Source organism: Paenibacillus sp. MAEPY2 (assembly GCF_000499205.1).
In the GTDB taxonomy this organism is placed as follows: Bacteria; Bacillota; Bacilli; order Paenibacillales; family Paenibacillaceae; genus Paenibacillus; species Paenibacillus vandeheii.
Genome location: NZ_AWUK01000052.1, coordinates 1 through 13047 on the forward strand (window position 1 = coordinate 1; position 13047 = coordinate 13047).

Annotated in this window: 13 protein-coding genes and 1 other annotated feature; all 13 genes read right to left on the reverse strand. The window is 46.7% G+C overall.

The genetic code is table 11. The features are described 5' to 3' along the window. Positions 1 to 440: 440 nt before the first annotated feature. A complete protein-coding gene (locus P364_RS36430) occupies positions 441 to 2066 on the reverse strand; it encodes a LysM peptidoglycan-binding domain-containing protein (RefSeq protein WP_024633950.1) in 1626 nt (541 codons plus the stop codon). A gap of 194 nt (positions 2067 to 2260) precedes the next feature. After that, the gene (gene ilvE, locus P364_RS0131335) at positions 2261 to 3145 is read right to left on the reverse strand and encodes a branched-chain-amino-acid transaminase (RefSeq protein ID WP_024633951.1); all 885 of its coding nucleotides are present in this window, start codon (positions 3143 to 3145) and stop codon (positions 2261 to 2263) included. A gap of 140 nt (positions 3146 to 3285) precedes the next feature. Beyond that, the gene (gene pheA, locus P364_RS0131340; RefSeq protein WP_024633952.1) at positions 3286 to 4167 is read right to left on the reverse strand and encodes a prephenate dehydratase; all 882 of its coding nucleotides are present in this window, start codon (positions 4165 to 4167) and stop codon (positions 3286 to 3288) included. Further along, positions 4164 to 5132 (reverse strand): homoserine kinase, encoded by a 969-nt coding sequence (gene thrB / locus P364_RS0131345; protein ID WP_024633953.1) that lies wholly within the window; start codon positions 5130 to 5132, stop codon positions 4164 to 4166. Before thrB ends, pheA begins: the two co-directional genes overlap by 4 nt. Continuing rightward, positions 5129 to 6199, reverse strand: coding sequence for a threonine synthase (gene thrC / locus P364_RS0131350; protein WP_024633954.1), 1071 nt, complete (start codon positions 6197 to 6199; stop codon positions 5129 to 5131). The genes thrB and thrC overlap by 4 nt, the downstream gene beginning before the upstream one ends. Before the next feature lie 123 nt (positions 6200 to 6322). Beyond that, positions 6323 to 7609, reverse strand: coding sequence for a homoserine dehydrogenase (locus tag P364_RS0131355; RefSeq protein WP_024633955.1), 1287 nt, complete (start codon positions 7607 to 7609; stop codon positions 6323 to 6325). Positions 7610 to 7703: 94 nt separating this feature from the next. Next, positions 7704 to 8141, reverse strand: coding sequence for an ACT domain-containing protein (locus P364_RS0131360; RefSeq protein ID WP_024633956.1), 438 nt, complete (start codon positions 8139 to 8141; stop codon positions 7704 to 7706). Between the two features lie 231 nt (positions 8142 to 8372). Next, positions 8373 to 9683, reverse strand: a complete 1311-nt coding sequence (gene obgE / locus P364_RS0131365) for a GTPase ObgE (protein ID WP_024633957.1) — start codon at positions 9681 to 9683, stop codon at positions 8373 to 8375. Positions 9684 to 9700: 17 nt separating this feature from the next. Further along, entirely contained in the window at positions 9701 to 10438 is a 738-nt protein-coding gene (locus P364_RS0131370; RefSeq protein WP_024633958.1) for a Spo0B domain-containing protein, read from the reverse strand. A 151-nt stretch (positions 10439 to 10589) separates the two neighbouring features. Continuing rightward, a complete protein-coding gene (gene rpmA, locus P364_RS0131375) occupies positions 10590 to 10901 on the reverse strand; it encodes a 50S ribosomal protein L27 (protein ID WP_024633959.1) in 312 nt (103 codons plus the stop codon). Positions 10902 to 10924: 23 nt separating this feature from the next. Next, positions 10925 to 11254: a ribosomal-processing cysteine protease Prp gene (locus P364_RS0131380; protein ID WP_024633960.1), complete on the reverse strand. Its 330-nt coding sequence runs from the start codon at positions 11252 to 11254 to the stop codon at positions 10925 to 10927. Positions 11255 to 11267: 13 nt separating this feature from the next. Beyond that, positions 11268 to 11579 (reverse strand): 50S ribosomal protein L21, encoded by a 312-nt coding sequence (gene rplU / locus P364_RS0131385; protein WP_024633961.1) that lies wholly within the window; start codon positions 11577 to 11579, stop codon positions 11268 to 11270. Between the two features lie 14 nt (positions 11580 to 11593). Then, positions 11594 to 11678 (reverse strand) — a sequence feature (ribosomal protein L21 leader region). Positions 11679 to 11734: 56 nt separating this feature from the next. Further along, complete coding sequence (locus P364_RS0131390) at positions 11735 to 12985, reverse strand: Rne/Rng family ribonuclease (RefSeq protein ID WP_024633962.1); 1251 nt, start codon at positions 12983 to 12985, stop codon at positions 11735 to 11737. Between the last annotated feature and the right edge of the window lie 62 nt (positions 12986 to 13047).

Genomic DNA, 13047 nt, shown 5'->3' on the forward strand with positions numbered 1-13047 from the left:
TTGTGCTTCGAAATCATACAGTCCGAAGACATGTACCGATTTCTCAGCGTCGATCTTGCAAGCAAGATCGTTACTCACTCGTTGTTCAGTTTTCAAAGATCAAACTTGTTTGTGTTACTCTTTACCGTGTCAACACTGTGTTTCAGCGGCGACTTAAATAATATATCACACTGACGAAACCAATGCAATAGTTTTTTCAAAATACATTTAATAGATTCTAAATCCCCGACTTCCCTGCTAAACCTATTTTGATTTGAAGCACTATCTCCTTAATTCATAACGTCACATAATATGGCTTTCTTGAGATCTACTAATAGTCCTAGCAGACGAGACACTACCATTACGCTCTTGTACTCTCCTATTTCAATACATACCCAAAAGGCCAACTCTTCTGACTGTCGGCCTTTTGGAGCTTAATGCTTTTCACTTACTCTACAATGTTATTGTTGTATCCATGGATTTCTACGCTTTTTGTCTGAGCTGCGTTTAGTGGATGTTCCGGTGCGCTCTCTTGATGTTTTCCCGGACACAGATACTTTGGATTTGGCTTTTGCAGCAGGTCTGGCTGTTCTGCGTTTTGCGGTTCCTGTTTTGGCTGCTTGTTTTGGCTTCGCTTCAATATTAAACTCAGCCTCATTCTCTGTAGCCGACTGGCTTAGACTTGCCTCGTCACGTCCGCCCTTTTTGCCTTCCGCCTTGCCTTGTGGAGGATACATTTCACCAAAAGCACCAAGCGGAGACGGCGGCACCATATTCTGAGTAGGATATGGGTTTTGATATGCATACTCGATTGGCTGATTTGGCATCATGGATGTGGTCATTTCGGGTTGCATCCCGTATGGATTGTATGTTCCCCATCCTGGGTTCTGATAATTATGTGAGGAATATGGGTATTGATGATTGGGCATATGATGGTTGCCACATCCACATGGCGGGTACGGAAGCATAGAGTAAGGAGAAATGTGCGGTGGTTGGTGGTTCAAATGATCATTGGCTGCAAATGGAGGAAATGGGCTGTTCACCTGACCTGCTGGAGCGATCGGATATGAGTTGTTTAGCATTTCAGCAGATACGTTTGGCATAACGTTGTTATGATTATACTCTGTGCCGGTCCAAGGCGTGTTCGATGTATTCCCCATGGAGTACGGACTCACTTCTGGTATACCCGGGAAAGTATTATTGTCATACGTCCCGACCGTGTACATGTTTTGTGGAGCAGTGTAAACCTCTTGTGCTGGTACAGGAACTTGAGCATACGGATGCTCGGCAGGAGCATGAAGCATTTTACTGCCGCAACCACACGGAGCTTTGGTAGCAGGCGCCACTTCTGTAGGCCATTTCATGTTGTTGTTAGGTATTTCAGGTAAAGGCATGACCTCAGGTGAAATATTAGGCATCGTATACGTCGGCGCTTCAGTTATTGGTTTTAATTGCACTTCGGATTTAGTATTTTCTTTTTTGTAAGCTTCCTTCTGCGGCTTCTCTTCAGGAATTTCAGGTAATTGTGGAAGAACTTCCACTTCTGGCTTGATATTAGGTATGACTGGATTTGCAGGTACCGGAGCTGGAACCGAATTGGAGACTTCCGGTACAGGTGCTGGTTCAGGGGTTGGGGCTACTGGTACAACAGGAGCTGTTTCTTCTTTAACTCCCGTGTATTCTTTCCCTTCTGGTGACAGCTTCTCATGAGCAACATTGGATGATGCACCGTTCTCTGAAGCCGCATTTCCCCCTGCATTGCTTGCTGGGATGTACACAGTTTCCCCTACAAGAAGAGCATTTGGATTTTTCAATTGCGGATTGGCATTGATCATGTCTTTCAACGGAATTCCCCATGCCTGTGACAGCTTCCACAATGAATCGCCTTGCTGAACTTTATGACTGTGCAACATACCTTCGGGCTTTGGTGTTACAGGCTCCGCCGGAATTTTGACCTTCATGCCGATCTCCAACTTGTCGGGATCTGCAATTTGCGGATTAGCTGCGATAATTTTGTCCAACGCTACATTATATTTTTGGGACAGCAGATATAATGTGTCGCCTTTTTTCACCATGTGTATTTTCACTTGGAACTAACCTCCTAGACGTGATACTTGGGCAGTGCATTCGCCCATACCGTTACTACATCCTATGCAGAAATTAGGCTAATGACATCAACTAAACAAAAAAAATCCTTCCTGCCCCAAAAACCGCATACTCCAGGTATGCTGAATTTCTGAGACATGAAGGATTTCTTATTTCTCCTATTCAGGTCGTGCCATTAATCTTCCCAAACTTTGTAACCGTCTTTGTCGACAATTTGACGGAACGCTTCCAGCAACCTCAAGGTTACAGGACCTGCGACACCCGTTCCAATCGTTCTGCCGTCTACTTCATAAGCAGCAATAACTTCTGCAGCTGTTCCAGTGAAAAAGACTTCGTCGGCAATGTACACATCATGCAGTGTAAATGGTACTTCTTTTAATTCAAGGTCCAACTCACCGCACAGATCGATAATGGCCTGACGTGTAATTCCTTCGAGTGCCCCAAGATAACAAGGTGGCGTATAGACCACACCATTTTTAATAATAAAGATGTTATCACTGGAGCCTTCCGTAACATATCCTTGGGAATTCAGCATAATCGCTTCACCAGCACCTGCATAGGTGGATTGAATTTTAACAAGGATGTTATTCAGATAGTTCAATGATTTAATTTTTGGATTAAGAGCATCCGGGATGTTGCGGCGCTGGGATACAGACACGGCTTTCAGCCCGGTAAGGTACGCCTCCTCTGGATAGATCGCCAGTTGCTCTACAATGATGATAACGGATGCTTTAGGGCAGCGGAGTGGATCAAGACCCAGATTACCAGGTCCACGCGAAACGATCAGACGAATATAACCGTTACGCATATCATTACGACGTACCGTTTCAGCCATCACTTCCAGCATCTCATCATAAGACAGCGGAATGTTCAGACTGATGGATTTAGCCGAATCGTACAAACGATCCAAATGCGCTTTGCATCTGAAAATGTTACCGTTATAAATCCGAATACCTTCGAAAATACCGTCTCCATACAAAAATCCATGATCATATACCGAAACGGTTGCGTTCTCTTTGGTCACATATTGACCATCCAAATAAATCCATTGTTCTGACACCGATGACTGCACCTCCATAAAATTTTCCATTCCTTGATTCCGAAACTAGATTTATCTCGTTCATTGTACAACAAATGACAAGCTATTTCTTGCTCATTTTACCCAGTCTTATGACAATCCTCAACAATGTTCGCCCTCATTCAGGTCGTTTTTAACGAAGGATATGTATAACACGGATAGCTTCCAAGAACGCGCACCTGACAATTCAAAGCCTCAATCTCAGCCATCGCTGCGGTAAGCAATACGGAATCTGCACTTTCCTCAACATCAATGTAAAAGTAATAACTACCCAACCTTTTCTTCGTTGGACGTGACTCCAATCGGGTAAGGTTCAGTTTTCGCCAGGCAAAAGCCGACAGCACCTGATGCAATGCACCCGGCGCATCTTCAGGCAATGTAACAAGCAAACTGGTTTTCACATGATCAGGCTCTCGTGGTATCTGTACTGGCTCGTAACCTATCAGCACAAAACGAGTATAGTTGTTGTCATGGTCGGTAACCCGTTCAGCCATAATGTCCAAACCATGCTTCTGTGCAGCAAGCCTTGTGCCAATCGCAACCCAGCCCTTGCCAGGATTTTTTTTCACAATTTCTACAGCTTCTGCTGTACTGTTCACACCCTCAAGATCTGCTCCAGGTGAATGCAGGCGAATAAAATTCTGGCATTGCGGAATCGCTACGGGATGGGACATGATCTTCGTAATTTTTCCAAAATCATATTCGCCACTCTCTGTCCTGAACTCGGAGCCATGCCCAATCACATTTTGAATGGAGGGATACACCCATTCAGCCTGCATCGGAATGTCCACTTCGTTAACCAGCCAGTCCATATGCAAGCTAACGGAGCCTTCAATCGTGTTTTCAATGGGTATGACGCTGTACTCGGACTTTCCACTATCCGTAGCACGGAAAACATCAGAAATCAGCTTGGAATGAAGCAATTCCAAAGGCTCCCCATTAAACAGAAAATCTACTGCTTCATGAGAAACGGAACCTTCAGGTAATACAGCAATTCGTTTCATGCGTTAACTTCCCCTTTAACTCTGTCCATAAAAGGACTTTCATCTTGATCAGGCAGCACGGTAACACCGTCCAGGTCCGGATCTAACCACAATGCCGATGCAGTGATGCCTTCACGGCTCATCGTGTCTATTAAATATTGCTCCAGCTCCAGCTTACGGGTATCATGACGATCTACCATCGTCAACACGGTAGGTCCGGCTCCACTCAAAGCAGCTCCAAGCGCGCCATGACTAACCGCGTTCTCCAGGATATCAGCCATGCCGGGTACCAAGGATGCCCGGTAAGGTTGATGAATCCGATCCGACATCGCCTTTTGAATCATATCCAATCTTCCACTGGCCAAGGCAGCCACAAGCAAGGATGATCTGCTTATATTGTGAATGACATCTGATTTGTTGAACTGCTGCGGAATCACATTTCTGGCTTTTGAAGTGGACAACTCGAAGTCCGGCACGATGACCAAGGTTTGCAAATCCTGATGCGGCTCAATGCGAATGTGGTCTACCCGACTGCCATCCCACGCTGCTGTAATGATACCTCCATATAGTGAAGCACCTACATTATCCGGATGTTTCTCCAGCGACGTAGCCATGTCAAGAAGCTTGGCATCAGATAATGGAGTGCCAATTAATGCATTAGCGGCAGCCAATGCAGCTACGATGGCCGATGCACTGCTTCCCAGTCCCCGAGTAAGCGGAATATCGGAATACATGGAAATCTCCAACTCCGGCACGGAAACCCCGGCTTCGTTGAAGACCATCTGTGCAACTTCATATATCAAATTGGATTTATCTGTTGGAAGACCCGTCAGATGATCCCCATGTAAATGGAATGTCGTCTGCTCAGCCGGTTTCATCTCAAGCCAGGCATACAGAGACAATGCCATGCCCAGGGTATCAAACCCTGGACCCAGATTGGCTGTACTTGCAGGTACCTTAACGATTACCCTTGGCTTCAAGCTCATACGGATTGTTGCTCCAGTTGTGCAATTGCCGCCATAACCGCTTCTTCGGAATCCTCTACAACAAGCGGCTCAGTCGCTACCGTTTTGATTGCGATATTAGGATCTTTGAGGCCATGTCCTGTCAGTACGCAAACCACAGTCTCTCCGCCTTTAAAGTACCCTTCACTCTTCAGTTTGTATACACCGGCAACAGAAGCAGCGGACGCAGGTTCAGCAAAAATTCCTTCACGAGCAGCGATCGTACGATAGGCTGTCAGAATTTCTTCATCCGTAACATAGTTAATCTGTCCGCCAGACTCTTCAGCTGCAGCTACAGCGGTTTTCCAACTTGCCGGATTACCAATTCGAATAGCCGTTGCTACGGTTTCAGGCTCAAGGATCGGTTCACCTTTGACAATCGCCATGGCGCCTTCCGCTTCAAAACCGACCATACGAGGCAGGGAATTCGATTTACCTGCTTCTTTGTACTCCTTGAACCCTTTCCAGTAGGCAGAGATATTTCCTGCGTTCCCCACCGGAATTGCGAGTACATCAGGTGCCTTACCCAGCTGCTCAATAACTTCAAATGCAGCCGTTTTCTGACCTTCAATCCGGAACGGATTCACGGAGTTCACGAGCGTAATTGGATGTTTGGCCGTAATCTCACGTACAATTTCCAATGCACGGTCAAAGTTACCATTGATCGCAATCACCTTGGCTCCATAAATCATGGCTTGAGCCAGTTTACCTAGCGCAATGTTGTTATTCGGAATCAGTACGATACAATTCAGACCCGCACGAGCCGCATAGGCTGCTGCTGCCGCTGATGTGTTGCCTGTCGATGCGCACATAATCGTGCGGCTGCCTTCTTCCATTGCTTTAGCAACAGCCATAACCATTCCGCGGTCTTTAAATGAACCTGTTGGATTAAGACCTTCATATTTGAAATATAAATTCAATCCAAGTTCCTCGGACAGATTCTCGGCATGAACCAGGGGTGTGTTTCCTTCGTGAAGCGTAAGCAGGGGTGTATTTTCATTAACCGGTAGGTGCTCTCTGTACGTTTGCAGTAATCCTTGATATCTCATTGTGGGTAAACTCCTTTGTCAATTAATAAACCGAATATGATTGCATACATCTATATAGTTAATCTGTTTACCTTAAAACCTGGACTTCAACCTGAAAATTCAAACCATAATTTGAGGAACGAATTATCCTTCTACCCGATACACACTCTTAATGCGACGAATGACGGCAAGGGACTCAAAGTGTTTCAATACTTTATCCATGCTCGCCTTGCTAGCGTTATGCGTAACGATGATGATCTCAGCATCCGGGTTATGCTCGTTTGGCTGTTGCACAACCGATGCCAAGCTGACTTCGTATTCAGCGAAGATTTGGGTAATTTGCGCCAGTACCCCTGCCTTGTCATCCACATGCAGCAAAATGAAATTTTTCGACATAATGTGCTCGTCACTTTGCAAGCGTTTCTGTTTATAAGGCACAATCGCTTTGAGACCATTCACGCCCAGCTTGAGGTTTTTGATCACAGCCACGATATCCGCCACTACAGAAGTAGCCGTCGGGAGCTCACCGGCACCCGCACCGTAGAACATCGTCTCACCTACAGCTTCGCCATGAACATACACAGCGTTGAACACCCCATTGACGGAAGCAATCGGATGATTCTGTCTTACCATCGTCGGCTGAACACTAATCGTGATCTCATCATCCCGACGATCTGCGATACCTAGCAGCTTCATCTCGTAGCCGAGTCTTTTGGCATACGTAATATCTTCACGGGTTACGGATGTAATCCCCTTAACGGTCACGTCTTTCAGTTCGACATTGGTGCGGAATCCCAACGTACCCAGAATCGCCATTTTGCGAGCTGCATCGAGTCCTTCGACGTCCGATGTTGGATCGGTTTCTGCATATCCGAGTGCTTGAGCCTCTGCCAGAACCTCTTCATACGAGGCGCCTTCCTGGCTCATTTTAGTCAAAATAAAGTTCGTTGTTCCGTTCACAATCCCCATAATGCGGGTAATCCGGTCGGATGAGAAGCCTTCAATCAGCGTGCGGATGATCGGAATGCCCCCTGCCACACTCGCTTCATAGAAGACATCACATTGCTTTTCCTGTGCCTTGGCCAAAATCTCGGAACCGTGCAGAGCCATCAGATCTTTATTTGCCGTAACGATATGTTTGCCCCGCTCCAGCGCTTCAAGAATGTACTCCTTTGTCTGATCAATGCCGCCCATCACTTCCACGATAACATCAATATCCGGGTGACGAATGACTTCCCAGGGATCTACCGTGAGCTTCGCACGATCTACAGCAATGACACGATCTTTCTCCGTATTCTTCACTGCAATTTTCTCTATGACAATCGGTGATCCAACCTGACTGCTCAGATCCTCCTGATTCCCTTCCACGATGCGAACGACCCCAGTACCCACCGTACCCAGACCCAACAATCCCACTTTTACCGGTTTCACCAACGCTCTACCCCCATTGTCTTTTTCTCCTTCACCCCTGTACGATTCAACCATCCATACAATTTATACCTAAACGTTTTACGATAACGTCTATTTAACCTTGGCCTACAATGCGCGTGCGTCGAACCCCGGGCATATCCTGCATCCGATCGAGCATTTCTCCGATTTCCCCATGGAGATGCGATGTCTCCACCGAAATGACAACGTTGGCTCTTCCCTGGAGCGGGATACTTTGATTAATGGTTAACACGTTGGCTCCATAACCAGCTACATGTCCGAGCACACGAGACAGTATTCCTGACTGATGCTCCAAATCAATGGAGATCGTTACAATTCTCTCCCGTTCAAGCTGGTTGATCAAATGGATGCCATCCTTGTACTTATAAAAAGCACTTCGGCTTAATCCAACCTGCTCAACCGCCTCATGAACTGTTTTGACATCTCCGGAAGCCAGCAGTTCTTTAACCTGCATGGTCTTCACTACAGCCTCTGGCAAAATGTCTTCCCGCACTAAGTAATAGCGTTCATTCACAGAACGTCCTCTCCTCAAAGACTCATGTATTCATATAGTGGACATTATAAAGGATCTATTCCAAAAGGGCAATACGTTACATGTCTATTTTTGAAAAACTGTTCCTAACAGTATACAAGTTTATCCTGCGCGCAGGTAAGAGAAAAATAAAAAAAACGCAGAGAAGCGGGTTACCTCCCACTTCTCTGCGTATGTTCTAGCCTTTATCTGTACATGGTGGCCAACTCTGCCTTAGTAGTAGCTGCTGCCTTCCACAAATTCGAACTCAAATTCGCCAATGCGCACAATGGTGCCTTCTTCAGCTCCGCGTTTACGCAGTTCCGCATCCACACCCATATACCGCAAAGTACGCGCCAGTTTGAGAATGGCTTCATGGGAATTCAACTGCATCCGTTTCATCATACGTTCAATCTTGGCACTTTCGACAACGAAGATTTCGTTCTCCCGTACAATACGGAAGCCATCGTCCTCTTTCTTGTCCAAGCTGTACACTTTACGTTCGGATAAGTCTGCCACTTCTTCAACCACTGGCTCGTCCGGAATTTGGTCCAGCAGATCAGCGGCACGATACAAGAGCTCTTGAATCCCTTTCCGTGTCAGGGATGAAATAGGCATAACTTCAATATCCGGTTGAACCTCACGAGCCTTCTGCAAAAATTCTTCAAGATTAGCTTCGGAGTCTGGCATGTCCATTTTATTCGCTGCTACAACCTGTGGTCTTTCAGCGAGAACAGGATTGTACAATTTCAGTTCCTCGTTGATTTTCTGCCAGTCTTCGAACGGATCGCGTCCTTCGGAACCAGACATATCAACGACATGAACGATGATACGCGTCCGTTCAACGTGACGCAAGAACTCATGTCCAAGTCCAATACCTTCATGAGCACCTTCAATCAGACCCGGCAAGTCGGCCATAACAAAGCTGCGGCCTTCACCTACACCAACAACACCCAGGTTAGGTGTAATCGTTGTAAAATGATAGGCACCAATCTTTGGCTTGGCTGCCGATACAACAGACAACAGCGTGGATTTACCAACACTTGGGAAACCTACCAAACCGACATCTGCCATGACCTTAAGCTCAAGTACGATGTACCGCTCTTCGCCTTCTTCACCATTTTCGGCAAGTTCTGGCGCTGGATTGTTAGGCGTGGCAAAACGGATATTTCCCCGTCCGCCTCGTCCACCACGAGCAACAACAACCTGTTGACCATGACGTGTCAAATCAGCCAGTACTTCTCCACTGTCTTCATCCAAAATTACAGTCCCTGGTGGAATACGTACAATCATGTTCTCAGCGTTCGCGCCATGCTGACTTTTATTACGTCCCTTTTCACCGCGAGGGGCCTTGAAGTGACGTTGGTAACGGAAATCCATCAACGTACGCAGACCTTCATCCACACGGAAAATGATGTCAGCTCCTCTGCCTCCATCGCCCCCGGCAGGTCCGCCGTTCGGTACATACTTCTCACGACGAAACGAAACAATTCCGTCCCCTCCGTCTCCGGCTTTCACATAAATCTTAGCTTTATCTACAAACATTGGTTAACCCCTTCTTCCTATATTCCGCAAGGCATTCTGAATTGTATAAACGTATCCTCAGACGGAAGCTGCTCCGTTCTGACTTTTTTTCCTTTGAGTACGGCATTGAGCTGCCGCAGTGTTTCCGGATCGGGTGTTTGATCCCCATCCAGCCGAACAACCACATCTCCATGGTCCTGTCCGAAGTTCAAGGTCAGTTTGCGAACCTCTCCCCAAGACGACCGGCCGCCGCCATATTGATAGGCACGAATCGCATCGGCAATCGCCCCCGTAAGTGACTCGCCATCCTCGGGAGAGACCAGAGCACTAAGCTGCAACTCTTCCTCTACTACCACATGCAATTCCAGAGCGACTCCACTGGTCCGGAAAGATTGAAGATAAAAAACGAGTGAAGGAATACCCAATCTGGAGATTCGGCTTTCTTCGTTAACCCGCTCTACTATTCTTTCCACACATTGCACTGATTTATCAAGTTTGCCCAGTCGAAGATATCCATATAACACCTGAAGATCGTTCATCCAATCATGCCTATGATGATTTAATGATGCAATTGCTGTCTTTTCCATAGATTGTATGATGGTTCTGCGTTCCGCCTCTGCCTGTCTTTTCATCACGTTCACAGAAACAAAAAGCACCGCGACGGACCACAATGCGTATACAGCCATTGAAATAACCACTGGATACAGCATAACGAAAACCAAAGGAATCAGAAGTGAACATGCCGCAATCCACGGCACTCTTTTCCAAGATTTCATGGCTTCTCCCCGTTCTACAAAACTCGGTTGGTTTAATCCCCACCGTACACAAGTATAACATGTCTTTTCTGCCAGTTCATTATCGAATAACCTAAAAATACAAAAAGCCTCCGGCAAAAATGCCGAAGGCTCCTTAGGCGGAATGCCGATATTATGCTTCTACTGCTGCTGCTACTGGAGCAACATTCACAGGGTAGATGCTTACTTTTTTACGATCGCGTCCCCAACGTTCGAATTTCACAACGCCGTCAACTTTCGCAAACAAAGTGTCATCTTTACCGATACCCACGTTAGTACCTGGGTGAATTTTCGTTCCGCGTTGGCGAACGAGAATGCTACCACCAGTTACTGTTTGACCGTCAGCACGTTTAACGCCAAGGCGTTGTGCGTTACTGTCACGACCGTTCTTCGTGGAACCTACACCTTTTTTCGATGCGAATAACTGAAGATTTAATTTCAACATGATTGGTTGTCCTCCTTCTTTAATTATTTGACTTGCTCTATCTGAATATACTTTCCGTATGACTCTGCAATATCAGTGAGCATAAGCACCATGGATTCGAGTAGCAATTGTACCTGGGACCAGGTTCCGTCTTTCTCCAGCACCGGTAAAGAAGCGCTTAAAAAGCCGTTCTTCATCTTGGCATCCATTTCGATACCAGTCAGTGTTTCGATCGAGTTCACCGTACCCACTGTAACAGCGGATACCCCGGCACATACGATGTCTTCTCCTCGCTTGGCAAAATTAGCATGCCCTTTGATGGAGAAACGATCGATGCTCCCGTCATCATTACGAAAGACTTGAACGATAATCACTTATCGCACCTTCTTACGCTTTGATTGCTTCGATAGTTACTTTAGTATACGGTTGACGGTGACCTTGCTTCACATGGTAGTTCTTTTTAGGTTTGTATTTGTATACAACAACCTTTTGTCCTTTGCCATGTTTCTCCACTTTAGCCGTTACAGTTGCTCCGGAAATCAATGGTGTACCTGCTGTCAAACCTTGATCGTTAGATACAGCCAGGACACGGTCGAACGTTACGCTTTCGCCATCGTTCGCAGTCAATTTTTCGATGAACAGAACATCGCCCTCTTGGACTTTGTACTGTTTTCCACCTGTTTCAATAATTGCGTACATTTGCCTTGCACCTCCTCATGTCTCAGACTCGCCCGGTCTCAGGTGACAGTGTCCTTGCGGAACTGTTCTTGTACCCGGCCAGTGCGGTTACAGCATGTGCAAGACCGTTAGGCTAAACACATACCTGAAGATTATACCACCAACTATACTGAAAATCAATGCAACGGTGAAATATATCTTTTGCCTGTCCCATGACAGGAAGAACACGGCTCCACATAAGGGAGCGTACTCTCTTCCCGTACCTTCTTACGGGTAAGTTCGAGCAACCCCAGCTTGGTCCACCCCATGACAAAAGCCTTGGTTCGATCCTTCTTGAGTTCATTTTCCAGTGTTGCCGCAACTTCCTGCCGATTCAACGCTTCCTCCATATCAATGAAGTCCACAATGATCATGCCGCCGATATCCCGAAGACGCATTAAACGGGCGATCTCAACCGCTGCCTGCATATTCGTCTCCGTTACGGTCTCTTCCAGACTGTCACCGCCAGCTCCCGTGTACTTGCCTGTATTGACATCGACTACAGTGAGCGCCTCGGTATGATCAATGACAATATATCCGCCTCCAGGCAGCCATACCTTGCGAGCAAAATCCTTGTTCAGCTGCTCCTGCACACGATAGGCAGCAAAAATTGATTCTTCTCCCCTGTACACCTGTACTTTAGGTTGATGGCCTGGACAGATTTCCTTCAGCAAAGCACTCAATTCCCTGGCTTGTACTTCATTATCTGTAATGACTTCATCGCTGCCAGGCGTATACACATCCCGAATAATCCGCTGAACCATACTGTGATCCCGATGCAGCAGGCTTGGTGAAGGCAAGCTATTCGCTTTTTCACGGATCAGACGCCACTGCTCACGTAATGTTTCCAGGTCGGCCTGAATGGCTTCCCTCTGTTCCTCTGCGGATACGGTTCGTATGATAAGCCCCTCTTCGTCCCGTCTCAGTTGTTCACCGAGCGTCTTAAGGCGGGATCGATCACCCTCACGGGCAATTTTCTTGGAGACGGCTACATAGTCCGCCAAAGGCATGAAGACAAGCCAGCGGCCCGGCAGCGAATAATGAGTCGTCACCCGGGCTCCCTTGCTTCCTACTGGTTCCTTCAGGACCTGGACGATTACATCCTGACCTGGACGAAGCAGCTCCGCGATTGAAGGCTTCACTTTCGGTTGTTTCTCCAGATTGGGATGCAATACATCGTCCACATACAGAAAAGCATTCTTTTTCTGACCGATATCCACAAAAGCAGCTTGCATACCTGGTAACACGTTCACTACCCGTCCTTTGAAATACGAACCCAGCAGTCCACGCTCGCGTGTACGCTCTGCCATGAATTCTACAGCTTTGCCTTCTTCCAGAAGCGCCATTTGCATGAGGTTATGTTCATTATGTACAATCATTTGTTTCATGGCTTCACCTCTAGAAGACAATTCAATTCATCCACATCCATTCTGTATCTTTGCTATACTCA

Coding starts and splice junctions, on each gene's coding strand:
- P364_RS0131370 (WP_024633958.1), bottom strand. CDS start 10,438: ATGAAATCTTGGAAAAGAGTGCCGTGGATTGCGGCATGTTCACTTCTG.
- P364_RS0131390 (WP_024633962.1), bottom strand. CDS start 12,985: ATGAAACAAATGATTGTACATAATGAACATAACCTCATGCAAATGGCG.
- pheA (WP_024633952.1), bottom strand. CDS start 4,167: ATGAAACGAATTGCTGTATTACCTGAAGGTTCCGTTTCTCATGAAGCA.
- rpmA (WP_024633959.1), bottom strand. CDS start 10,901: ATGTTGAAATTAAATCTTCAGTTATTCGCATCGAAAAAAGGTGTAGGT.
- thrC (WP_024633954.1), bottom strand. CDS start 6,199: ATGAGATATCAAGGATTACTGCAAACGTACAGAGAGCACCTACCGGTT.
- obgE (WP_024633957.1), bottom strand. CDS start 9,683: ATGTTTGTAGATAAAGCTAAGATTTATGTGAAAGCCGGAGACGGAGGG.
- rplU (WP_024633961.1), bottom strand. CDS start 11,579: ATGTACGCAATTATTGAAACAGGTGGAAAACAGTACAAAGTCCAAGAG.
- thrB (WP_024633953.1), bottom strand. CDS start 5,132: ATGAGCTTGAAGCCAAGGGTAATCGTTAAGGTACCTGCAAGTACAGCC.